The organism is Arthrobacter sp. 4R501 (assembly GCF_002929755.1).
Lineage (GTDB): Bacteria > Actinomycetota > Actinomycetes > Actinomycetales > Micrococcaceae > Arthrobacter.
On the sequence record NZ_PJIW01000026.1, the window covers coordinates 21,391 to 42,872 of the forward strand.

Sequence of the window (21,482 nt, forward strand, 5' to 3'; positions counted from 1 at the left end):
GGCGGCTGCCGGTGATGCGATGCTGCGGGGTTGGGCTGACCGTCGGGTCAGGCCTGGACGGCGAATCCTCCAGTCCAAGAGATCTTCTCGCCGGCCGCGAGGGCGATCTGAAGGAAGCCCTTTGCCTCCAGCTCACGTGCCCGGCGCAGTGAGCCGGCATCAATGGCGCGCAGGCCGCCGGCAGTGATGACCTCCGCGAGCCGGGATTTCGCGTCGGCGTCGTCCCCGGCGATCAGCACAGTGGTGGGTTGCCCGGCGATCTCGCCCGCGGCCAGGGTGGCTGCGAAGGTGGTGTTGAAGGCCTTCACCACGCTGGAGTTCGGAAGCGCGGCCTGGATCTCGGCAGCTGCCGAGGAATCAGCCGGCACGGTCAGGGAGTCGAAGGTTTCAAAGTTCAACGGGTTGGTGATGTCCACGATGATCTTGCCGGCGAGCTGGCCAGCACGTTGGGCCAGGATCTCCTGCACGGCGGGGTAGGGAACGGCCAGGACGACAATCTCGCCGGTGACCGTCTGGGCAGTGTCCTCGCTGCCGAGGACCTGGACGGTGTTGCCGCCTTTTTCAACGATGCCGGCGATGGCCGTGCCCATGTTGCCTGTTCCGAGGATGCTTACAGTGGTCATTACGGTCTCCTTCGTTTCGAACCCCCAGTTGGTTGAGGCTTCAACTAAATAGTAGCGGCTAAAGTTAGTTGTCGCAACAACCAAGTTCGGAGAGAATGGAACCATGGAAACGAACTGGCTTACAAAAGACGAATTGGCTGCCTGGGTGCGGCTGTACACGGTGGTCGAGCTGCTGCCCAATGTGTTGGACTCCCAGCTGCGCCGTGACGCGGACCTGACCAGTTTTGAGTACTACGTGCTCGCGATGCTCTCCGAAGCCCCTGACCGGACCCTGCGAATGACCGCCCTGGCGGCCCAGACCAGCGCCACGCTGCCCCGCCTGTCCCACGTCGTCAAGCGGCTCGAGGCGCGCGGCCTAATGGAGCGCTTTCCCTGCCCCGAGGACCGGCGTGCAACCAACGCCCGCATCACCAATGATGGATGGCGCAAAATCCTGGAAACCGCGCCGGGCCATGTGGCAAACGTCCGCAGTCACGTCATTGACGCCCTCACTCCCGAACAGCTCGGCCAGCTCCGGGGGATCGCCGATGCCCTCCTGGGGAGGCTGGATCCCGATGCGGCGATGGCGCCCCTCTATCGCCGTCATGACGTGACTGCATGAGCCCCCTCGCCAGTCCCGCTCAGAGAATACTGCGCACAGTCGACAAATTAGTTGACGCAACAACCATTGACCCTTAGAGTGGTACTTGAAACATCAACTAAACTTCCGAAGGCCGGGCTTGAACCGCCCCCTTCAGGAAGCCAAGACAAAAGGAACGATCCCATGACTTCTCCGGTCTATCCCGCTGCCACGCAGTCCAATCTCGCCCGTACAGTCCTGCGCCTGGCCGTGGGCGTTGTCTTCTTTGCCCACGGCTGGCAGAAGATCTTTGAATACACCATCCCGGGCACGCAGGCCGCTTTTGTTCAGATGGGGGTACCGGCTGCTCAGCTGGTTGCTCCCGCCATCGGCTTTCTGGAACTCCTTGGGGGCGCCGCCATCATTCTTGGCGTACTGGTCCGCCCAGTGGCCGCCCTCCTGGCACTGGACATGCTCGGCGCCCTGTTCCTGGTCCACGCGCCGGCCGGCATCTTCGCTGACAAAGGCGGATACGAACTCGTGCTCGTCCTCGCGGCCGGCGCGGCAGCCCTCGCCATCGTCGGGGCAGGCCGGTTCTCCATCGACGCCCTGGTCTTCGGCCGCAGCCAGAACCGCACCATCGCAGCCCTGGCCTAAGCAGCAGGCAGCCTCAAGACAAAGCACGGCGCCCGGAACCCGCACAAGCGGGTGCCGGGCGTCGTTCTTGGTTACCGACTCGATCGGATGATTCTGAGCGTGTCCTCCTTGCACCATGTGGAGCCGTGAAATGAGGCATGGAGGGATTTGGCTAAACTGCCTGGGCTCCTTTGATCGCCTGCATGACGCGGTCTGTTACCTCGTCGACGCCGCCGATGCCGTCAACCTGGGTCAGGATGCCGCGCTCGGCATACTTGGCCACAACGGCCTCGGTCTGCTCGTGGTACAGGTCCAGCCGGTGGCGGATTACAGCTTCGTTGTCGTCGCTCCGGACGGTCTCCTTGGCACGGCCGAGGAGCCGGTGGACGAGTTCCTCGTCGTCGGCAGTGAGCTGCAGGACGACGTCGAGCTTCTCTTCACTGTTGGCGAGGATCCCGTCGAGGTAGTCCACCTGCGCCGTGGTGCGCGGGTAACCGTCCAGGAGGAAGCCGCCTTCGACGTCGGACTTGCTGAGGCGGTCACTGACCATCTTGTTGGTGACGCTGTCCGGAACAAAGTCCCCGTTGTCCATGTACTTCTTCGCCTCGATACCAAGCGGCGTTTCGCCCTTGACGTTGGCGCGGAAGATGTCGCCGGTGGAAATGGCCACGACGCCGAGGCGCTCGGAAATGCATTCTGCTTGCGTGCCTTTTCCCGAGCCGGGAGGTCCAATAATTAGAATTTTCGTCATCGCAAAGCCCTTCGTAGTGACGTTGCCGCGGCTGCGCCCTGGAGCTGCTAAATCCATTTCGGTGCCGGGGGCACCTCGGGCAACCCGAGCGGTGCCCCGGTCGCACTATTTGGTGCGCCGGCTGTGCCTGTTGCGGTGACGCCGAAGGTTCCGCGCCCTGTTGCCCAGCGGACCACGCCGGCAAGAGTTCCGGAGACCACCAGGGGTGCCTCGGGGCCGTCGCTGCCGAACTCCAGTTCCGGTTGCTGGTCCGTGACCCGGACCAGCAACCCGGTGTCGGTGCCGCGGGTTGCCCAGGCGGAGGTGATGTCCGTGAGCAGGCGTGTCAGGACCGGGACCGGGATGTCGGTGAATGTGGCGCCGTTGTCCAGGTCAACGGCGTGGGTCCAGACTTCGCGGGTGCGCATCCACACGGTTTCTTCGGCCGGGACGGTCCGGCCCTGGGCTGTTTTGACCTTGTGGAGCCATGCCTCGGCGGGCAGGTCGCGCCATTCCACGTTCAGATGCACCGCTGAGTGGTCAAAGAGGTGCCGCAACGCAATCGGCGGCAGGGTTGCCCCGAAATTGATTTCGTGGTCCCGGATCTCGGGGGAGGCGTACATGGGTGTTTCCACCCCGGTGGCCGCCCACTCAATGAGCCGTGCGATGGCCCGGGCGTTGTAGCCGATGTGCGCGGTCACGTGGCGGCGGGTCCAGCCCGGCAGCAGCGAGGGCCCGTCGAGGTCCGCGTCCGAGAGCTCGTTGAGCTTTCGCGCGAAGAACGCGGTCCCGCGACGGGCCTGCAGCAGCGATTCGAGCAGCTGCGGGTCCGTCGTTTGGTCGTGGCGTGCGACCATCAGGATTCCTTGACCACGCGGTTGTTCAGCTGGCCCAGGCCCTCGATTGTGGTGACCAGGATCTGGCCTTCCTGCAGGTAACGCTTGGGATCCTGGGCGTGGCCCACACCGCCCGGGGTACCGGTTGCAATGACGTCGCCCGGGTTCAGCGTGATGATGGTGGAGATATAGGAGACCAGGAACTCCGGGGTGAAGACGACGTCGTTGGTGGGCGTGGACTGCTGGATCTCGCCGTCGACCGCGGTGGTCATGAGGCCGCCGCTGAACTCGTCCTTGGTGACCAGGGCCGGTCCGAACGGGGTGGACTTTTCCCAGGTTTTGCCCTGCAGCCACTGGATGGTGCGGAACTGGTAGTCGCGCATCGACACGTCGTTCAGCACGGCGTAACCGGCGATGTGGGCGGGCGCGTCGGCTTCGGAAATCCGGCGGCCTTTCTTCCCGATGACGACGGCGAGTTCGGACTCCCAGTCCACCGTGTCGGATTCCTGCGGGAGGGCCAGGTCATCGTCCGGGCCGATCAGGCATTCGGCGTACTTTGCGAACAGCGTGGGGTACTCGGGGACTTCCCGGCCCATTTCCTTGATGTGGTTGCGGTAATTGTGGCCCACGCAGATGATCTTGCCCGGTGCGGGAACAACGGCGTCCAGGTCAGCGCCCTCGACCGGGTGGGTGGCGCCTGTGGCAGCGGCGGCGATGGACTCCCAGGAGGGGTCCTTCAGCAGGGCTCCGACGTCGGAGAACCCTTCAATTTCGGTCAGCGTGTCGCCGTCTTGGCGGACAGCCTTGGTGCCGTTTTTAGTGCGGAGGGTGAGGAGTCTCATGCGTTCTTGCGTCCTTCGGTGTAGGTGCGGTTAAAATTCAGCCGTTCAAAAATGGGGGCGTCGCTGAAGCGGAACAGGTCAAACCCGGTCTCGGCCTGCAGGGACCATTCGGCCCAGGACGGGACCACGAACAGGTCGCCCTTGTCCAGGGTCTTGACCTCGCCGTTCAGCACAACACTGCCACGGCCTTCGAAGACCTGCCAGACGCTGGAGCCCACCTCGCGCAGGGCCTCGGTGGAGGCGCCGTCACGGAAGCGATGGAATTCGGCCCGGATGGTGGGCATCACGTCCCCGCCGGTCGTCGGGTTGGTGAAACGCACGGCGGCGTGGCCCTGGGACACGGTGGCCGGGTGGCCCTCGTCCTCCAGGAGCAGCTGCTCGGTCAGGGCGCGGTCGGTGTATTCCCACCGGTACGCCGCGATGGGGGAGCTGGTGGTGTCATCCAGGCCCGAGAGCGGGCGCAGGCCCGGGTGGGCCCAGAGCCGCTCGGAGCGGGAGATGTGCGGGGTCGCCTCGTCCGTGACGCGCTCAGTGCCGAACTCGAAGAACCCGGCGTCGGCGTAATGCACAAACGGGATGTCCAGGCCGTCGATCCAGGCCATCGGCTCATCCGTGTCGTTGTGGTGGCCATGGAAGTTCCAGCCCGGGGTCAGCAGGAAATCTCCACGTGACATCCGGACCGGGTCACCGTTCACGACGGTCCAGACGCCCTCGCCCTCGACGACGAACCGGAAGGCGTTCTGGGAGTGGCGGTGTTCCGGGGCGGTCTCACGGGCGCCAAGGTACTGGATCGCGGCCCACAGCGTCGGGGTGGCGTACGGGGTGTTTCCCAGGCCAGGGTTGGCGAGGGCAATGGCGCGGCGTTCCCCGCCGCGGCCCACCGGCACCAGATCGCCCGCGCGGGCAGCCAGCGGGTACAGGTCGCTCCAGCGCCACACATGCGGTACGGCTTTAGGCGACGGAACCATCGGCATGAGATCCCCGATCTGCGTCCACAACGGAATCAGGTTCTCGGTTTCGAAATCCGTGTACAGCTCTTTGAGCTGGGCAGCCTCTTCTGCGGTCGGTTCCGGAACAGGCTGGTTGGCGGCAACGGAGGCATGCGTAAGATTCTCGGTCATGACAGTCCTACTTTCCTTGGGAGCCGGCAGCCGCCAGGCGTTCGGCGATGTCGGCGCGGAGGTCCTTTTTGTTGATTTTTCCCACCTTTGTGGTGGGTAGCTCGTCCACGACGACGAGATGTTCAGGGATTTTGAAGGCTGCCACACCGGTGCGGCGCAGCAGGTCCTGGATCTGTTCGAGGGTCACTTCGGTCCCGGGTTTGACCGTGATGTAGAGGCAGAGCCGTTCCCCGAGGACCTGGTCCGGCATCGCGATCGCAGCCGCCATGGTGACGTCTTCGATCCGGTAAACCAGGCTTTCGATCTCTTCGGCGGAAATCTTTTCGCCGCCCCGGTTGATCATGTCCTTGTCGCGTCCCTGGACAATCAGGTTTCCGTCGGGGCGGCGCTCCACAATGTCACCGCTGGCGTACCAGCCGTCCGGAGTGAAGGCACGGGCGTTCGCTTCGGGCGCGCGGTAATAGCCGCGCGGGGTGTAGGGGCCACGGGTCAGGATGGACCCGGGGACGCCGTCGGGGAGGTCTTCACCGAACTCGTCCACAATCCGGACTTCGTCGGCTTCGGAGACGGGGCGGCCCTGCGTGGTGCAGATGACGTCTTCGGGGTCGTCCAGCCGCGTGCTGTTGATGAGACCCTCGGCCATGCCGAAGACCTGCTGCAGCGTGGCGCCCAGGACCGGCTTCACCTTCCGGGCTATCTCGTCCGGGAGGCGTGAGCCGCCCACCTGGAGTACCTCGAGGGTGGCGAGCTGGCTGCTGCCGGTTTCCTGCTGGTATTCGATCCACCGCTGTGCCACGGCCGGGACTGCAGTCGAAAGTGTCACTCCCTCACGTTCGATTGCGGCGAAGGCTTTGCGTGGTTCGGGGCTTGGCAGCATGATCACTCGGCCGCCGGCGAACAGGATCCCGAGGATTCCGGGGCAGGCCAAGGGGAAGTTGTGGCTGGCCGGGAGGGTGCCGAGGTAGACGGTGTCCTCGGTGACGGCGGTGGGTTTGGAGCAGGCCTTGATGTTGTAGGCGTAGTCGTTGTGGGTCCTGGTGATGAGCTTGGGCAGGCCGGTGGTGCCGCCGGAGAGCAGGAACAGTGCGGGTGCGTCCGGTGAAGGAGCGGCGGCGTCCAGCCGTGCCCGGGTAGCCGAGACGTCCTTTAGTGGTGCCAAAATCTCCTCGAGCCGTACGTTGAGTGGCTTTGCCGTACCGGAAACGAGGATGATCTCCAGAGCAGGAATGGATGCCGCAAGTTCTTCGGCCATGGCCTGGTGATCAAAGTCCTTGATGACATCCGGGACGGCGATGGCGCGGGACTCAGAGAGTTCCGTCAGGAAGGACAGTTCGTATTGCCGGTGTGCCGGCAGCGCCATGACCGGGATGATGCCGGCGCGGAAGCATGCCAGGGTCAGCAGCGCGAACTGCCAGCCGTTGGGCAGCTGGACCATGATGCGGTCGTCCGCTTTCAGCCCCAACTGGAGGAGGCGTTCGGCGGCGGCATCCATTCTGTTGGCAAGCTCGGCGTATGTGAGCCGCACGTCACCGTCGACGATTGCGATCTTGTGAGGCAACCGGTCGGCTGTTTCGAGGATGTAGCTGCCCAGGGCGCGGTCCTCCCAGTAGCCTTTGGCGCGGAACTCCGCGGCCAGGTCGGCTGGCCAGGGGGTGGTGCCCTCGCTGGTGTGGCTTGTCATTTCTTGTCCTCCTCGACATTGATAACTACGGCATCGAGCGCCACGAGTCCGTGGTGGGACAGGCGCAGGGGATTGATTTCGATCTCAGCGATGGCGTCATTGGAGACGAGGGCATCGCCGAGTTTGATCAAAATGCCGGCCAGTTCCGTTGTATCCAGCATTGGCCCGGAGCGGAAGCCATACAAGAGTTCGCGGGCTTGCAGATCGTTGGGCATGCCCTCTGCTGCCTGGTCCGAGAGGGGAGCGGAACGGATGGCGATATCGGCGAAGACCTCGGCCGCGGTGCCTCCCAAACCAAGAACCACGATCGGTCCAAACACGGGGTCACGGCGAACACCGACAACCAGGTCCACACCGGACGGGGCCATGGCTTCGATCAGGAACTCGCGGGCTCCGGCGGCCTCAAGGCCGTCCAGGGCGCGGTCCATGGCCTCGGCGGAGTTGACCCCGAGGTGCACACCGCCGATCTCGGTCTTGTGCAGAACGGCGGCATCGAGCAGCTTTACGGCGACAGGTGTCGCCAGTTCAGCCAGCGCCTCATGGGCAGCAGCACGGGTGCTGCAGCGGCGCCGAGCGGGCGTGGCGATGCCAAGGGCGCCGAGGAGCTCCTTGGCACGGTTCTCATCCCACGGTCCGTTCAGGTCCGGCCACGTGAAATGACGCTGAGCTGACACGGCGCGGACGAACTGTCCCCGGGAGTCGTTCACGAGGGCGGTGAGGCCATGGGCCAGCGATGTTGGTCCCGAAATCAACGGCAGCTCATGTTGTTGAGCTGACTTCCGTGCGCGTTCGAGGTCGCCTTCGGGCCCGTCCACACCGATCACGAAGGGCATCGTGCCGGCCACGCCGGAATTGGCGACGGCGAGTGGCAGGTCCGCTACGGGTTCGGTCAGCCCGTAAACGGCGACGACGTCAATGGCCGCGTCGTTGGCTACGGCCGCAACGATTTTCTCGTATCCGGGTCCCGGCCGGCCCGTGTCAACGGGGTTGGCCTGAAAGGTCAAAGGCGGCAGCAACGTGCCGATGATGTCCTGGCTGTGCTGCGCCAAACGCGGCAGCGTCACGCCCGCGCTGTGGAGGGCATCGGCGATCAGCAGGCCCGGTCCGGCCTGTCCGGTGATGAGACCGACTCCTGGGTCTGCAGCCGGCGCTAGCCGGCGCCCCGCCAGCGCGGTGACAGCAGCAACCAGCTGGTTCTCGTCGTCGACAATCACTGCGCCTGCCTGCTTGAGGACAGCACGTGTGGTGCGCCAGGACGTGGCCAGCGCTCCGGTGTGGGACTGGGCAAACTCGGAGACATCGTTGCGGCCAACCACCAGAGCGACAACAGGTTTGACCGCACTGAGGCGCGAGACGGCGTCGATGAGGGCAGGCCCGTCTGACACCGTTTCCAAGTGGAGTGCTACAGCCTTTGTTTGTTCGTCAGTGACCAGGTAGTCGAGGACGTCGGGTGCGGTGATGTCCGTGCCTGCACCTATGCCGACGGCGAGGCTGACTCCGGCGCCGGAGCGCTGGAGGTGGAATGCCAGGACGTGGTTCACACCGCCGCTGGCCGCGACGACTGCCACCGAACCCGGTTCCAGTTCGGCGACGCCGGGCACGAAGCTGGCGCGCAGGTTTCGGTGGGGAACGAAGAAGCCGGACGTGTTCGGGCCGAGCAGCCGGATGCCGGTGTCACGGACAGCAGCCTCCACCTGGTGTGCGAATTCGACGCCGGGACCGCCGGCTTCGGCGAAACCGCCGGCGCAAACCAATGCGGCCCTGGCGCCAATGGTAGCGCTGTCACGCAGCGCTTGGGCAGTGGCGGCGGCAGGAACGCAGAGGACTGCCAGGTCGGGGCCGCCGGGGATGGCGGCTGCGGCGGCAGCGATGCTGGTGTGCATGCCGTTTTCGCCGCGGCTGTTCACGAGTTCCACGGGACCCGGGTAGTTAGAGAGTGATTGCGCCATGACTGCGCCGAGCTTCTCGGGGCTGGAGGAGGCGCCAACGACGATGATGCCGCTCGGGGCGAACAGGGGAGTCAGGCTATGCATCGGTGGCCTCCACGTTTGCGGTGGCAACAGCGTCAGCTCGGCCGGAGAGCACCAGTGTCAGGTTCGATGCCGGTCCGCGGTCATCGACGATGACAGTTGTCAGGCCGCGTCCAAGCCGGGCTTCCTCCGAAAGGAGGATGCGGGTGAATGGATTGCCGCCTTGGATGACAACGGCGGCAGCCTGGGCTGGCAATTGTGCAAAGGCAGTTGCCAAGTCCTCTTCAGTATCCGGTGCGGTCAGAAGCAGTCCTGTGGTGGCGTCGGCCGAGTCCGAGTCGGTGACCAGGGCGATACTGCCCCCCGTGCCGGTCAGGACGATCTGGCCATCCTGCTGGGTCAGAGAGAGTAAGCGCCCGCCGAACCGGATTGATCCGGCGTCGAGTGGTGTTTCCAGTGGTGTGTGGGCATGCCGGGCCAGCCAGTCCTGCTCCGTGGACGCAACCAGTTCCGGGTCGCGCAAGCGGATCTTGTCGATGTCGATGCTGCGGGAGAAGAAGTGGAAGGTGAACTGGGTGGGGGCGAAGGAGTCGTAGTACCTGCCGAAGTGTTCCCACCAGCTGAGTCCACCGCGTGCCTGGTTCTGGATTTTGGCAACCTGCGGCTGGCGCTCGGCTTCATAGTTGGTGAAGGCCGTTTCGAGGTCGTCCTGGTGGGCTGCGACTTCCCGGACGAGGGTGATGGCGTCTTCCATGGCCATTTTGGTGCCGGACCCTACGGAGAAGTGCGCGGTGTGCACGGCGTCGCCGAGCAGGACGACGTTGCCCTTGTGCCAGGACTGGGTCCTGCGGGTGCGGAAGTTCGCCCACCGGGAGCTGTTGGCCACCAGCGGCTCACCGGCAATGTCCTCGGCGAAAAGCTTTTCGAGGAACCGCTGAGTCTTCAAATCCGACGGGCCCGGGGGCTGGCTGACATCGAATTCGTCCAGGCCGGCCCGGCGCCACGTTTCCTCATCGGTTTCGACAATGAAGGTGCTCAGGTCCTTACTGATCGGGTAGCCGTGGACAGCGAAGTTGCCGAACTCGCTCTTCCGGTGGAGGAAGGTCATGCCCTTGAATTTGTGGCTGGTGCCAAACCAGATGAATTTGGCCGCGGCCGTCTCGGCTGTGTGGCCCAGGCCTTCGCCGAGTTGTTCGCGGGTCGATGAGTTGGCGCCATCTGCGCCGACGATCAGGTCAAAGTCTGCGAGCTGTGACAGGTCCGGCACATACTGGCCGAACCGCATGTCCACTCCCGCTTCCGCTGCCCGTTCCTGCATCAGCTGCAGGAGGGTCTTTCGGTAGATGGCGGCCATACCGTTGCCTGCAAAGGACTTCCGCTCACCCTTGAGCCAGACTTCGATGTCGTCCCAGTGCGTGCCGTGGTCCCGGAGTCCGTCCCGGACAACTGAATCGGCATCATTGATCCGATTCAGTGTTGCGTCGGAGAAGACCACGCCGAAGCCGAAGGCGTCCGTGGCCTGGTTCCGTTCAAAGAGTACGACGTGGGCGTCGGGAACGGTTTGCTTGAACAGGGTTGAGAAGAACAGTCCGCCGGGACCGCCGCCAATGCAGGCTACGCGAAGTGCCATCGATGCCACCTTCTAGTGTTTGGAAAATCGGTGAGAAAGGTCTCACTGCAATTATGTAACCAATCTGCGCTGAACGTCAACTATTTGTTACATGTTTCTCAATGGCCGGCGGGGGTCGTGTCTACGACGCTACCTCCTGGCCCTGCCCCACGGACTGGCCGATGATGCTGGAGATGAATTCCGTGGCTGCGGGCCCGAGTTGGCGGTGCACGGCACCGAACAGGGTGTAGGCCTCACTGCTGGGCCAGCTATCGGGCTGCAGTTCGCGGGGCAGGTAAGGATCACGGAACGGGAAGCGGCGGAAGTCGCCGATGACATGCATCCGTTCGATGAGGGCCGTCCGACCGTCCTTGTCCGCATTTACAGCCTCGTTATCCAGGGCGGTGTAGTTGTGGATGAAGTGCCGGTAGTCGGCGCCCAGCTGATCCAAATCCCAGCAGCGGGCGGCGAGCCCCCTGTCCTCCTGCAGGTCGCCGGTTCCGCACCAAAGCGCATCCACCTTGGCCAGCGGGTTCTCGGCGGCGATTTCGCGGACCTCGGAGATGAGGTCGTGTGGGCTCAGCCAGGTTGATGGCGACAGCTGGCCAAACCCGTGCCATGCGAGTTGCTTTCGGAGCTGTTCACGGACGGCACGTTCGGCTTCTGGGACTTGGTAGATGGCCATGGTCCAGCGCCCCTGCCAGGTCTCGTCCCGACGTCGGAAGATCCGCTCTCGCCCCTCGTTGAGGATCTCAAGCATGTGGGGAGTCAGTGAGTAGACCGTTTCCCGCCCGATGCGCCTCGTAGTGAACCACCCCTCTTTGCGTAGGCGGGAAAGGTTGACGCGGACTGTGGCTGCTTCGATGTCAAAGACCGCTAGGAGTTCCGTGATGTCGGCAAGCCGAACCTCGCTGCCGGCATATCGAAGGTAGTCGCCGAACAGGTCCAGGATCAGGGCTCTTGGTTTCCACTGCATAAGACTCCTCTAAGTGTCAGCTGGGTGAGTCATGCATCCCTAAACGTGCAACACGTCTATTGACGAACGACATTTTCATGTTACATTCGATTGTGGGTCAGATCACAGACGGTCACCCACCTATCTCTGGCACATCACAACGTTGTGTATATCACCTGGAGCCCCTAATGACGTTCCCCCAATCATCATCGTCGGCCCGCCCGCGCAAGTCGCCCGCCGTCGTCATCTTTTTGTGTTTCCTTGCCATCGTCTTCGACGGCTATGACCTCGTTGTCTATGGCGCCATTGTTCCCAAGCTCCTGGCTTACGAGCCCTGGGGCCTGACGCCGGTGGAGACCGGTGCCATCGGCAGCTACGCCTTGGCTGGCATGTTTATTGGCGCCATCCTCATCGGATACCTCACCGACATCGTCGGCCGCCGGAAGGTCATGATGGTTTCCATCGCGGCCTTCTCTTCGCTGATGCTCTTGACCGCCTGGGCGCCGACCCCTGAACTCTTTGGTTTGTTCCGCTTCCTGGCAGGCCTCGGACTCGGTGGTGTCATCCCGACGGCCATCGCACTTACCGTGGAGTTCTCAAAGTCGAACCGACGCAACTTCAATAACGCCCTGATGTTCTCCGGCTACGCTGTCGGAGGCATTCTCGCCGCACTTCTTGCTCTCGCGTTCCTGCCGTCGCTGGGATTCCAGGGCATGCTCGCCTTGGGCGGTATTCCACTCGTCACCGTTGTCCCGCTGCTGTTCAAATACCTTCCCGAGTCCCCGGCCTTCCTCGCAGCGAAAGGTGACCGGGCCAACGCGGAACGCATCGTCGCCGAATACGGGCTCGAACTGCTGCCGCCGGCACGGGTTCACACCGACGCCCCCGAACCCGGCCGTTTCCGCACGCTCCTGACTGGACGCCTGCTTGGCGCAATGATCCTGTTCTGCCTGGCCGGAATCTGTGGCCAAACGCTCGTATACGGGCTGAATACCTGGCTGCCACAGCTCATGATCATCGCCAAGTACTCTCTGGCTTCTTCGCTGACATTCCTCCTCACCGTCAACATTGGAGCCGTCGTAGGTGTTCTGGTGTCCTCCCGTCTGGCTGACCGGTTCGGTCCCCGCCGGGTAACGGCCGTCGCCTTTGCCAGCTCCGGAATCGCCCTTGTCCTGATGGGGACAGGCATCATGCCTCTCGTGGCCATGTACGCCCTGGTGGCAGTTGTCGGCTTCGGATCAGTGGGAGCGCAAATACTGGTAAACGGCTTCGTTGCCACGTACTTCTCCGGCGCAACCCGAGCCACCGCCCTCGGAATCACGCTGGGCGTGGGGCGGATCGGCGCAGTACTGGCGATCTCCGGTGGTGGCGTCCTCGTGGCAGCTGCACTCGGCAACTTCATCAACTTCTCCGTGTGGGCCATCGCCGCCGGCATTGGCGTAGTAGCCGTTCTGACCGTACCGGGCCTACCCGACGCGGCAACGCGGGGAACTACTACTGGCGAAACCCCCGCGACTGATACGACCAGCAACAATACCCATCACTAAGAACCAAATAGCCGACCACACCGATGCCGGCCGGACCGGCATCAACTAAGGAGACCCCCTTGCAAACGCAACTCATCATTGACAACCAGGCTCGTGCCGGCCGCGAAGGCAAGACTTTTGAGCGGCGGCACCCGGTGACAGGCGCACTCGTGACCGAGAGCGCTGCAGCAGATGTGAATGACGCACTCGATGCTGTTGAATCTGCCTCGAAGGCATTTGCCACATGGTCCACCACCGGTCCCAGCGAACGACGCGCCGTGATGCTGAAGGCCGCCGAGATCATGGAGCGACGCGGCCCGGAGTTCATCGAAACGATGATGGCGGAAGTTGGTGCGGCACAGCTCTGGGCCGGATTCAATGTGTTCCTCACGGCGCAGCTGTTCCGCGAAGCCGCTGGACTTGCCACCCAGATTCAGGGTGAGACGCTTCCGACGGACAAGCCGGGCACACTCTCGATGACTGTGCGCCAGCCCGCCGGCGTGGTCCTCAGCATGGCACCCTGGAACGGGGCCGGCGTGCTCGCAGCCCGGGCCCTTGCCTATCCCATCGTTTGCGGCAACACGGTGGTCTTCCGAGCCTCGGAAACCAGCCCACGGACCCACGCAATCATTGCGGAGGTCTTGCACGAGGCCGGCGTACCCGCCGGTGTCCTGAACTTCCTGACAAGCACCGCTGAGGACTCTGACCGGGTGGTGGAAGCGATCATCGCGCATCCGGCGGTTCGCCGAATCAACTTCACCGGATCCACAGCAGTAGGACGCATCATTGCCGAAAAGGCTGCCCGCTACCTCAAGCCCGTACTTCTTGAACTCGGCGGCAAGGCACCGTTCGTCGTCCTCGATGACGCCGACATCGACGGCGCCGTCAATGCGGCTGTCTTCGGATCATTCCTCTACCAGGGCCAGATCTGCATGTCCACCGAACGGTTCGTAGTTGATGAGAGTGTTGCCGACGAATTTGTCGCGAAGTTCGCGGCACGCGCGGCGCAGCTGAGCGCCGGAGACCCCTTCACGGACGAGACCTGCATCGTCGGACCCATGATCCGCGAAGAGTCTGGCGCACGCATCAACGCACTCATCGATGACGCACTGGCCAAAGGTGCTGAGCTTGTAGTCGGTGACCGTGCCAACGGTGCTGCAATGCCTGCCACGATCATCGACAAGGTAAGCCCGGAAATGTCTATCTACGACCAGGAAACCTTCGGTCCCATCACCACGGTAGTCCGCGTCCCTGGCATCGAAGAGGCGGTCCAGGTGGCAAATGACACCGAATACGGCCTTGCCGCCGCCGTTTTCGGCGCTGACAGCACCCGGGCCTTGCAGGTTGCCATGCGAATTCAGGCAGGACACGTCCATGTCAACGGGGCAACCGTCCAGAACGAGGCCCAGGCTCCATACGGCGGCATGAAGAACAGCGGCTACGGCAGGTTCGATGGCCGGGCAGTCATCAACGAGTTCACGGAACTTAAGTGGATCACTGTGGAGCAGTCCGATCAGCAGTACCCGTTCTGAATCAACAGCCGACGTATCCGAACAGGAAAGACATGACTATGCAGGTAACCGCAGCAGTGGCCCGTGAGCCGCGGCAGCCACTCACGATTGAAAAGCTTGAGCTGGACGATCTCCGTCCGAATGAGGTGCTCGTAAGGATGGTGGCCTCTGGCGTGTGCCACACGGACGCCATCGTCCGAGACCAGGTCTATCCGACACCCTTGCCCGCCGTCCTTGGACACGAAGGGGCCGGAATTGTGGAGCAGATAGGGTCTTCCGTCACTACGGTGCAGCCAGGCGACCATGTACTGCTCGCGGCCGCATATTGCGGAAAATGCGACCGCTGCCGATCCGGCGAGATGGCGTACTGCGAGAACCTCTTCGCGGCAGACTTCGGCGGCAGGAGGCCTGACGGCAGCACGGCACTGAGCAAGGACGGCGAAGTGATTTCCTCCCACTTCTTCGGCCAGTCATCGTTTGCCACATACGCCAACGTCGTCGAGGAAAGCGTCGTCCGGGTCGGTTCCGACGTCCCGCTCGAGATCGTTGCACCCTTGGGTTGCGGCATCCAGACCGGAGCCGGTGCGGTGCTCAACGAACTTAAGCCCGCGTTGAACAGTACGCTCGTGGTCATCGGCACCGGAGCCGTAGGATCCGGGGCCATCATGGCCGGCGGCGTAGCGGGGTGCGCACGCATCATCGCAGTGGACATCCACACCTCCCGGCTGGATCTCGCCAAGGAACTCGGAGCGACGGACACCATCAACACGCAGGAAAGGGACCTCACGGACGAAATTCTTCGCCTGACGGACGGCCGCGGAGCTGATTACGTCATCGACACTACAGCCCGGCCCGAGCTGCTCCGCAAAGCCGCCGACGCGCTGGCCCTCCGGGGGACCCTGGCCCTGGTGGGTGCTGCCAAGCCGGGAACGGAAGTCTCTTTTGAAATTGGGCTTTCGCTGGTCAAGGGCTGGACGTTCAAGACCGTGATCCAGGGCAGCTCAGTGCCCCAGGTATTCATTCCCAAGCTCATCGAGTTGTGGAAGGAAGGCCGTTTCCCCATGGACAAGCTGATGCGCAACTACGCCTTGAGTGAGATCAACCAGGGCTTCGCGGACTCCGCCAATGGAACGGTCGTCAAGCCTGTCATTGTCTTCTAGCAGTCTGGTAGTCACCTGACGGCTAGGATTCGTGATCCTCGCGCAGGAAGAGGACGACGGCGGGTGCGTACCCGCCGTCGTCCTCTTCCTGCATCCGGGGGCTGTCGCCCGGTGGAGCTACTTGGTGACCAAGAGGCCAGTGTCCCAGTTGAAATCGGCGAACTCGGGGTTTGCCTGCATGGTCATGAGGACGAACTGGAAGCCCTCGAGTTCCCGTGCGCGTTTTAGTGGACCGACGACGAGCGGGCGCATGCCGCCGCCGCTGACGAGGTTGCTGACGGCCGCGTTGGCACCCGCATTGTCTCCGGCGATGAAGACATCCAGCGTCAGTCCACCTGACTCGCCGGCAACCAGGGTGCCCGCAAAGGTCGTGTTGAAGGCCTTCACGACGTTCGAACCTGCCGGCGTGAGTTGGGCGATTTCTTCGGCGGCTGAGTTGCCTGGTTCCACAACGAGGGAATCGAATGTATCGAAGTTCACGGGGTTGGTGATGTCCACGATGGTCTTGCCGGCCAAAGCTTCGCCATAGGCGCTGACGACCGACTTGGCGGCGTCGAAGGGCACGGCCAACACCACGATGTCACCCTGGGGGGCATCGTCCGTCGTGCCGAAGGTGACGCCGGTGCCAAGCTCGATGGCAAGCTCCCGCGCTTTGGTCGCGTCTTGTCCGAGAATCTCAACCGTGTGGCCGCCGGCGAGGGCGCGGGTGGCAATGCCACGAGCCATGTTGCCGTTTCCAATGATTGTCAGGTTCGTCATGGGGCTCTTCTTTCCGAATACGCGGGCAAGGAGGTTTTTCATCGGATTCTGTTCTTCTGGAGGATCGATACTTGAAGCTACAATTAAATATAGGGCAGGAAAGTTGAAGCGTCAAGTATCTTGCTGGCCGTTTGCCTGGCCACTTGCCCCGAGTAGCTGAGGGCGTCTAGTCCGTACCTGCGTCGAAAGCCAGCAGTTCACTGGCCCGCATGATGGCTGCGCGCCTGCGTTCCTCGTCCGGCTCGCCGGTAATAACGAGATGAACGTTCGGGGTCGATATCCAGGCATGGCACAGAGTGACGATTGCCAGCAGGAGGTCCTCAGCGCCGGCTTCGCTTATCGCGGGGAGGGCGGCACGGATCTCGGATACCTTGTTCGACGAATGGAGGGCCCGGCCCTCGGCGCCGACAGGGTGGCCCCGCTCGAGACCCTCCCAGAAAGTTAGTCGTGCGAGACTTGGCCGGCTTCTGGAAAAGTCAAAGTAGCGGCCCGCGAAATCGGCAATGGCTTCGGGGCCTGAGCCGATGACGGGAAGGTCGTCCAAGGCGGTGACGAGTTGGTGCGTCAATGCCGCTTCGAAGAGTTGGGTCTTGCCGCCGAAATAGAAGTAGATCCGTTCGCGATTACACGCTGAGTTCTGGGAGATCTGATGGATGCGTGCACCGGAGAAGCCGCGTTCTGAAAACTCGGCAATAGCTGCATCAAGGATCTTCTCTCGTGTCGCGTCAGTGTCCCAGGCCATGCCGCCATTTTATCTCCAACCGTTCGTTTGCATTTGCACGGCCGTGCTCAGTAATATCAACTCCAACCAAACGTTTGGAGATTGAGTGGAGCACGACGGCAAGGCGCTTGCAGCGGACGAAATCGACGTGCATCATCACAGGGGCGTCGGTATGGCATCCGTGCATGTGAGGGCCGTCGTGACCTGGTTGGCGATATTTCCGCTGGCGGCCACGGGGATGTGCGCGCTGGGAGCATTGGTTCCGCAGTGGCATCCGGTCCTGCGAGCGTTCGTACTGACCCTTGTGGTGGTCCCCACTGCCGTGTACCTCGCGGTGCCGCGCCTCTTGTTGCTCCAGACCCAGATAGGACGGGCGACGCGCACCAGAGCGCAGCGCCGCGCGAAACGCAATTAGCGGTTTCGCAATCTTGGGGTGCTTGCTCATCCCGGCCATCATTGAGAAGGAGATTGCAGTGCAGATAACTGCCGCTGTCGCGCGCAAGAACGGCGCACCATTCACCATTGAACAGCTTGAACTCGACGCCCTGCGACACAACGAAGTCAGAGTCCGCATGGTTGCGACCGGGATCTGCCACACGGACACTCTCGTTCGCGATGGAATCTATCCCACCCCGCTGCCCGCCGTTCTCGGCCACGAGGGGGCCGGCATCGTCGAGGAGGTCGGCGACTCGGTTGTCTCGGTGGTGCCGGGCGACCATGTGGTGTTGGCAGCCGCATACTGCGGCCATTGCAAGCGCTGCCGGAACGGCCAGATGGCTTACTGTGAGAACCTGATGGCTGCCGATTTCGGCGGCCGCCGTCTGGACGGTGCCACCGCACTGAGTAAGGACGGCGAGGCCATTTCGTCCCACTTCTTTGGCCAGTCATCCTTCGCCACCCACGCAAACGTGGTCGAAGAATCCATAGTCCGCGTTGACAAGGATGTCCCTCTTGAGCACCTGGGTCCACTCGGTTGTGGCATCAACACGGGTGCAGGCACCGTCCTCAATGAGCTTCGGCCTGAAATCGGGTCTTCGCTTGCCGTTTTCGGCACGGGCGCTGTCGGCTGCGCCGCAGTCATGGCGGCACGGGTGGCAGATTGTGCCACCATCATCGCCGTCGATATTCACGATGCCCGCCTGGAGCTCGCCCGCGAGCTCGGTGCCACTCACGTCATAAACTCAAAGACGGAAAATCTGGCGGATCGGCTCCGAGAAATCACAGCTGACGCCGGAGTTGACTATGTGGTGGACACTACTGGCATTCCTGCGCTCCTCCGTCAGGCAGCCGATTCACTGGGCGTTCGCGGAACGGTCGCTCTGGTTGGCGCGGCAAAGCCTGGTACTGAGGTCAGTTTCGAGATCGGCGCTTCGCTTGTGAAAGGTTGGACCTTTAAAACCGTGGTCCAGGGCAGCTCCGTCCCACAGGTCTTTATTCCACGGCTGATCCAGCTGTGGAAAGAGGGCCGTTTTCCCTTCGAGAAGCTCGTCAATGACTACGCTCTTGACGATATCAACCAAGGCTTCGAGGATTCCAAGAGCGGGAAGACGATCAAGCCGGTCATCGTCTTCTAGCCAGCGGGACGCCCCCTCGCTCAGCAAGCTTTGCCGCGTGAGGGGGACGTACCCCGCGGGGTCACTTTTGCCGGTAGACGTCGATTACGCTGGAGGCGTCGCGGGCTGCGAGCCCCAAGGCAACAGCGCGTTCCAGGACGGCGACAGTCGCTGTTGCCATCTCGCCTTCAAAGCCAATCCGCTCTGCCGTCTCGCCCACCAGGGCTGCGTCCTTGAGGAAGATGTCTACGCGTGCCGCGATGTCAGCGGTGTTCGTGTCGAGCATTCGGGGGCCGTAATTTTCCAGCATCCAGGATCCTCCGGCGCCTCCCCTTACCGCGTCGAAGACCTTGCCGGTATCGAGGCCGAGCCGTTCGGCGAAGGCGAGGGCTTCCGCGGCTACTACCAGTTGGCTGGTGGCCAGGAGCTGGTTGACGATCTTGTAGGACTGTCCGTCGCCCACATTGGGCCCGGAAAAGACCACCTTTCCCATCGTCTCCAGCACGGGTCGTATTTGCTCGATGGCGTCCGGGTCTCCGGCGGCAAAAAGGGTCAGGGTTCCGGCAACTGCCCCCGGGATTCCTCCGGTAACCGGAACGTCCAGCAGCACGGGGCCTCCGGCTGGGCGTTCGGCCGCCAGCTTCTGCATGGCGTCGGGGCCTAGGGTGGAGAGGACGACGACGACGGCTCCGGGGTCCGCCGTTGCGTAGACGCCATCAGGTCCGTTCAGGACTGCTGCGGCCTGTTGTGCCGTCGCCACCATGACCAGCACGATATCGGCGGGGGAGGTTGCAGCCAATGATTCTGACGTCTGGAGTCCGTGCGAGCGGGCTTCCGCGAGACGCTCAGCTGACGTATCTACGGCTGTTACGGCGCCTACCGCGGCGGCTCGCACGGCCATGGGGAGGCCGATGGCACCGGCGCCAATGAAGGTGATCTGGGGGGTGCTCATGCCAAGCATCCTTTCGTGTGGTGGGAACGCGCAGGAAGCGTGGCCGGGCATCGAAGCCCGGTCACGCCTCATGGTTTTACGCGCCCGTGAGGGATTGAATCTGAGTGACCGTGGTGAAGATGGCAACCGCTGAGTAGAAGAGGACTGCAATGCCCAGGGCTGCGATGCGCGGGCGATTGATGCGGACTACTTTGTGCAGGCGGCGGTTCAGCCGGATGAGGAGTGCGCAGTAAACCACCATGACCCCGCAGTTGAGGATTGCAGCCATGGCAAGAAGGGTGATGGGCTGAGTGACGCCCACACTGAGGATGATGACGCCGAGCACGATCATGGTCCATACGCAGGTGCTGTAGATTTTTGCTTCGGTCCAGAACTTGTGGTCACGAAGGTAGCTGACAGCAAGAACGTCGGCGACAACACGGGCCACGATATCCACCACTGCCAGATTCGCGAACATCAGCGCAACGGTGCCGATGAGCAGATAGAACGTCTGCAGCGGGCCGCCGAACTGCTCACCGATGATGTTGGCCTGCACCTGAATGAACGACAGGTCGCCCTTGCCTTGGTAGCTACCAACGGGCATCAGCCGGTAGGCGAGAAGCGAGAATATCACGATGGTGAACAGGCCGATGACGAAGAAGGACCAGAACTGTTCGGTCTTCGCATTCTTCCACCAAATCTTCCAGTGCCCCTCACTCTCCGGGGTGATTTCAAACTGCGTCCCCGTGGCAGAGCCCGCTTCTTCGTGGCCCGTGATCGGCGAGACAATTCGCGGTGCATGGGCTCCCATGCCCCAGCCTTTATCTCGGATGTAGTTGCTGACGGTCAGATTGAGCGCGCCCCCGCCACCGGCGAAGACCATAGCCGTGACAAGGAACGCTGCCGGGATGCCCTCGGGCATGCGCCCGGCACTCTGGACAGTCGCCGCGGGCAGCGCGGCCCACGGTTCCCAGCCGATGACGAACAGGATAATCACGACGGCGAAGACCAGGATCGCGATGACCTTCAGGAACTCGATCTTCTCCACCGTCTTATAGACGATCGGCGAGAGGGTAAGTACTAGCCCGATGATGACGAGGCCGCCGACAGCGATCCATTGGACACTTCCCTGCCCGCCGGCGGTGAAGGTCACCATGGTGGCAGCGCTGCTCATCCAGCCGGGCCAGGCGAATGGAACTACGGTCATGATGACAAACAGCGGAGCCCAGCCGCGCCAGAGTCGCGTGAATCCGGTAACGGCCGTTTCGCCCGTGGCGAGTGTGTAGCGTGCTACCTCAGTGTTGATGAAGTACTGAAGACCCAGCCCGACTGCTGCGGCCCAAAGGAAGGTCAGCCCAACCTGGCTGGTGATGTAAGGGTGGGAAATGTATTCGCCCGATCCGATGCCGACGGCTACCAGGATGATGCCCGGGCCGAGCATTTTACGGAGTCCTACGGGCTTGGGCAGCTCTGCCCAGCGCAGGGCCGGAAGCCGGCCCATTTTCTCACGGCCAGCGGAACCGGAGGCTTCTTTGCCCTCCAGCCCCTTGGCTGCTTGGGGATCATTCAATTTCATGGCCTTGGCTCATTCTCGTCGAGGTGTCCTATAGCGCGTTCGCTGTTGCCGGCATTGGCGGCAGCGTCGCTGTGGCTGGTGGAGCGCTGCTTGCTGCCGCATCCGGCATGGATGCCGGGTGTGACTTTCGTAACAGCTCCTACGAGAAGGCTACGGACCGCCAGCTATCTAACACAAATACCA

Annotated in this window: 20 protein-coding genes; 7 read left to right on the top strand and 13 right to left on the bottom strand. The window is 62.9% G+C overall.

The genetic code is table 11. The annotated features are described in order from the left end of the window. Positions 1 to 47: 47 nt before the first annotated feature. Positions 48 to 623, bottom strand: a complete 576-nt coding sequence (locus tag CXR02_RS19995) for an NADPH-dependent F420 reductase (RefSeq protein ID WP_104063574.1) — start codon at positions 621 to 623, stop codon at positions 48 to 50. A 103-nt stretch (positions 624 to 726) separates the two neighbouring features. Between CXR02_RS19995 and CXR02_RS20000 the strand changes: the two genes are divergently transcribed. Both CXR02_RS20000 and CXR02_RS20005 read left to right on the top strand, forming a co-directional pair. Then, positions 727 to 1,224 (top strand): MarR family winged helix-turn-helix transcriptional regulator, encoded by a 498-nt coding sequence (locus CXR02_RS20000; protein WP_104063575.1) that lies wholly within the window; start codon positions 727 to 729, stop codon positions 1,222 to 1,224. Between the two features lie 162 nt (positions 1,225 to 1,386). Beyond that, the gene (locus CXR02_RS20005) at positions 1,387 to 1,839 is read left to right on the top strand and encodes a DoxX family protein (RefSeq protein WP_058929034.1); all 453 of its coding nucleotides are present in this window, start codon (positions 1,387 to 1,389) and stop codon (positions 1,837 to 1,839) included. Between the two features lie 151 nt (positions 1,840 to 1,990). Here the strand turns inward: CXR02_RS20005 and CXR02_RS20010 are convergent, their stop codons facing one another. The 8 genes from CXR02_RS20010 to CXR02_RS20045 form a co-directional block, all read right to left on the bottom strand. Next, entirely contained in the window at positions 1,991 to 2,569 is a 579-nt protein-coding gene (locus CXR02_RS20010) for an adenylate kinase (RefSeq protein WP_104063576.1), read from the bottom strand. Positions 2,570 to 2,616: 47 nt separating this feature from the next. After that, entirely contained in the window at positions 2,617 to 3,405 is a 789-nt protein-coding gene (locus CXR02_RS20015) for a maleylpyruvate isomerase family mycothiol-dependent enzyme (protein ID WP_104063577.1), read from the bottom strand. Then, a complete protein-coding gene (locus CXR02_RS20020) occupies positions 3,405 to 4,226 on the bottom strand; it encodes a fumarylacetoacetate hydrolase family protein (protein ID WP_104063578.1) in 822 nt (273 codons plus the stop codon). The genes CXR02_RS20015 and CXR02_RS20020 overlap by 1 nt, the downstream gene beginning before the upstream one ends. Next, positions 4,223 to 5,347 (bottom strand): cupin domain-containing protein, encoded by a 1,125-nt coding sequence (locus CXR02_RS20025; RefSeq protein WP_104063579.1) that lies wholly within the window; start codon positions 5,345 to 5,347, stop codon positions 4,223 to 4,225. Before CXR02_RS20025 ends, CXR02_RS20020 begins: the two co-directional genes overlap by 4 nt. Positions 5,348 to 5,354: 7 nt before the next feature. Next, complete coding sequence (locus CXR02_RS20030; protein WP_104063580.1) at positions 5,355 to 7,028, bottom strand: (2,3-dihydroxybenzoyl)adenylate synthase; 1,674 nt, start codon at positions 7,026 to 7,028, stop codon at positions 5,355 to 5,357. Beyond that, positions 7,025 to 9,061: an acetate--CoA ligase family protein gene (locus CXR02_RS20035; RefSeq protein WP_104063581.1), complete on the bottom strand. Its 2,037-nt coding sequence runs from the start codon at positions 9,059 to 9,061 to the stop codon at positions 7,025 to 7,027. Before CXR02_RS20035 ends, CXR02_RS20030 begins: the two co-directional genes overlap by 4 nt. Beyond that, positions 9,054 to 10,628, bottom strand: coding sequence for an FAD-dependent monooxygenase (locus CXR02_RS20040; protein ID WP_104063582.1), 1,575 nt, complete (start codon positions 10,626 to 10,628; stop codon positions 9,054 to 9,056). The genes CXR02_RS20035 and CXR02_RS20040 overlap by 8 nt, the downstream gene beginning before the upstream one ends. A gap of 121 nt (positions 10,629 to 10,749) precedes the next feature. After that, positions 10,750 to 11,583 (bottom strand): PaaX family transcriptional regulator C-terminal domain-containing protein, encoded by an 834-nt coding sequence (locus CXR02_RS20045; protein ID WP_104063583.1) that lies wholly within the window; start codon positions 11,581 to 11,583, stop codon positions 10,750 to 10,752. Positions 11,584 to 11,750: 167 nt separating this feature from the next. Here CXR02_RS20045 and CXR02_RS20050 point away from each other — a divergent pair, with 167 nt between their 5' ends. Genes CXR02_RS20050 through CXR02_RS20060 form a run of 3 tightly spaced genes read left to right on the top strand, consistent with a single transcriptional unit; the run spans position 11,751 to position 15,759 of the window. Next, positions 11,751 to 13,109, top strand: coding sequence for an aromatic acid/H+ symport family MFS transporter (locus CXR02_RS20050; RefSeq protein ID WP_258061143.1), 1,359 nt, complete (start codon positions 11,751 to 11,753; stop codon positions 13,107 to 13,109). Between the two features lie 59 nt (positions 13,110 to 13,168). After that, positions 13,169 to 14,620 (top strand): aldehyde dehydrogenase, encoded by a 1,452-nt coding sequence (locus tag CXR02_RS20055; protein WP_104063584.1) that lies wholly within the window; start codon positions 13,169 to 13,171, stop codon positions 14,618 to 14,620. A gap of 32 nt (positions 14,621 to 14,652) precedes the next feature. After that, complete coding sequence (locus tag CXR02_RS20060) at positions 14,653 to 15,759, top strand: NAD(P)-dependent alcohol dehydrogenase (protein ID WP_258061144.1); 1,107 nt, start codon at positions 14,653 to 14,655, stop codon at positions 15,757 to 15,759. A gap of 117 nt (positions 15,760 to 15,876) precedes the next feature. Here CXR02_RS20060 and CXR02_RS20065 read toward each other — a convergent pair whose 3' ends face one another. Next, complete coding sequence (locus tag CXR02_RS20065; RefSeq protein WP_104063604.1) at positions 15,877 to 16,518, bottom strand: NADPH-dependent F420 reductase; 642 nt, start codon at positions 16,516 to 16,518, stop codon at positions 15,877 to 15,879. Between the two features lie 166 nt (positions 16,519 to 16,684). Beyond that, the gene (locus CXR02_RS20070) at positions 16,685 to 17,260 is read right to left on the bottom strand and encodes a TetR/AcrR family transcriptional regulator (RefSeq protein ID WP_104063586.1); all 576 of its coding nucleotides are present in this window, start codon (positions 17,258 to 17,260) and stop codon (positions 16,685 to 16,687) included. Between the two features lie 85 nt (positions 17,261 to 17,345). On the opposite strand from CXR02_RS20070, the gene CXR02_RS20075 reads away from it, so the two are divergent. Both CXR02_RS20075 and CXR02_RS20080 read left to right on the top strand, forming a co-directional pair. Next, complete coding sequence (locus tag CXR02_RS20075; protein ID WP_219816462.1) at positions 17,346 to 17,654, top strand: hypothetical protein; 309 nt, start codon at positions 17,346 to 17,348, stop codon at positions 17,652 to 17,654. Between the two features lie 58 nt (positions 17,655 to 17,712). After that, a complete protein-coding gene (locus tag CXR02_RS20080) occupies positions 17,713 to 18,813 on the top strand; it encodes an NAD(P)-dependent alcohol dehydrogenase (RefSeq protein WP_104063606.1) in 1,101 nt (366 codons plus the stop codon). Between the two features lie 61 nt (positions 18,814 to 18,874). Here the strand turns inward: CXR02_RS20080 and CXR02_RS20085 are convergent, their stop codons facing one another. Then, entirely contained in the window at positions 18,875 to 19,744 is an 870-nt protein-coding gene (locus CXR02_RS20085) for an NAD(P)-dependent oxidoreductase (protein WP_181037306.1), read from the bottom strand. 76 nt (positions 19,745 to 19,820) lie between these two features. Beyond that, entirely contained in the window at positions 19,821 to 21,299 is a 1,479-nt protein-coding gene (locus CXR02_RS20090) for an Nramp family divalent metal transporter (RefSeq protein ID WP_104063588.1), read from the bottom strand. Between the last annotated feature and the right edge of the window lie 183 nt (positions 21,300 to 21,482).

Bases quoted from the DNA above. Each gene is read 5' to 3' on its own strand.
- CXR02_RS19995 (WP_104063574.1), bottom strand. From the start codon at position 623: ATGACCACTGTAAGCATCCTCGGAACAGGCAACATGGGCACGGCCATC.
- CXR02_RS20000 (WP_104063575.1), top strand. From the start codon at position 727: ATGGAAACGAACTGGCTTACAAAAGACGAATTGGCTGCCTGGGTGCGG.
- CXR02_RS20005 (WP_058929034.1), top strand. From the start codon at position 1,387: ATGACTTCTCCGGTCTATCCCGCTGCCACGCAGTCCAATCTCGCCCGT.
- CXR02_RS20010 (WP_104063576.1), bottom strand. From the start codon at position 2,569: ATGACGAAAATTCTAATTATTGGACCTCCCGGCTCGGGAAAAGGCACG.
- CXR02_RS20015 (WP_104063577.1), bottom strand. From the start codon at position 3,405: ATGGTCGCACGCCACGACCAAACGACGGACCCGCAGCTGCTCGAATCG.
- CXR02_RS20020 (WP_104063578.1), bottom strand. From the start codon at position 4,226: ATGAGACTCCTCACCCTCCGCACTAAAAACGGCACCAAGGCTGTCCGC.
- CXR02_RS20025 (WP_104063579.1), bottom strand. From the start codon at position 5,347: ATGACCGAGAATCTTACGCATGCCTCCGTTGCCGCCAACCAGCCTGTT.
- CXR02_RS20030 (WP_104063580.1), bottom strand. From the start codon at position 7,028: ATGACAAGCCACACCAGCGAGGGCACCACCCCCTGGCCAGCCGACCTG.
- CXR02_RS20035 (WP_104063581.1), bottom strand. From the start codon at position 9,061: ATGCATAGCCTGACTCCCCTGTTCGCCCCGAGCGGCATCATCGTCGTT.
- CXR02_RS20040 (WP_104063582.1), bottom strand. From the start codon at position 10,628: ATGGCACTTCGCGTAGCCTGCATTGGCGGCGGTCCCGGCGGACTGTTC.
- CXR02_RS20045 (WP_104063583.1), bottom strand. From the start codon at position 11,583: ATGCAGTGGAAACCAAGAGCCCTGATCCTGGACCTGTTCGGCGACTAC.
- CXR02_RS20050 (WP_258061143.1), top strand. From the start codon at position 11,751: ATGACGTTCCCCCAATCATCATCGTCGGCCCGCCCGCGCAAGTCGCCC.
- CXR02_RS20060 (WP_258061144.1), top strand. From the start codon at position 14,653: ATGACTATGCAGGTAACCGCAGCAGTGGCCCGTGAGCCGCGGCAGCCA.
- CXR02_RS20065 (WP_104063604.1), bottom strand. From the start codon at position 16,518: ATGACGAACCTGACAATCATTGGAAACGGCAACATGGCTCGTGGCATT.
- CXR02_RS20070 (WP_104063586.1), bottom strand. From the start codon at position 17,260: ATGGCCTGGGACACTGACGCGACACGAGAGAAGATCCTTGATGCAGCT.
- CXR02_RS20085 (WP_181037306.1), bottom strand. From the start codon at position 19,744: ATGAGCACCCCCCAGATCACCTTCATTGGCGCCGGTGCCATCGGCCTC.
- CXR02_RS20090 (WP_104063588.1), bottom strand. From the start codon at position 21,299: ATGAAATTGAATGATCCCCAAGCAGCCAAGGGGCTGGAGGGCAAAGAA.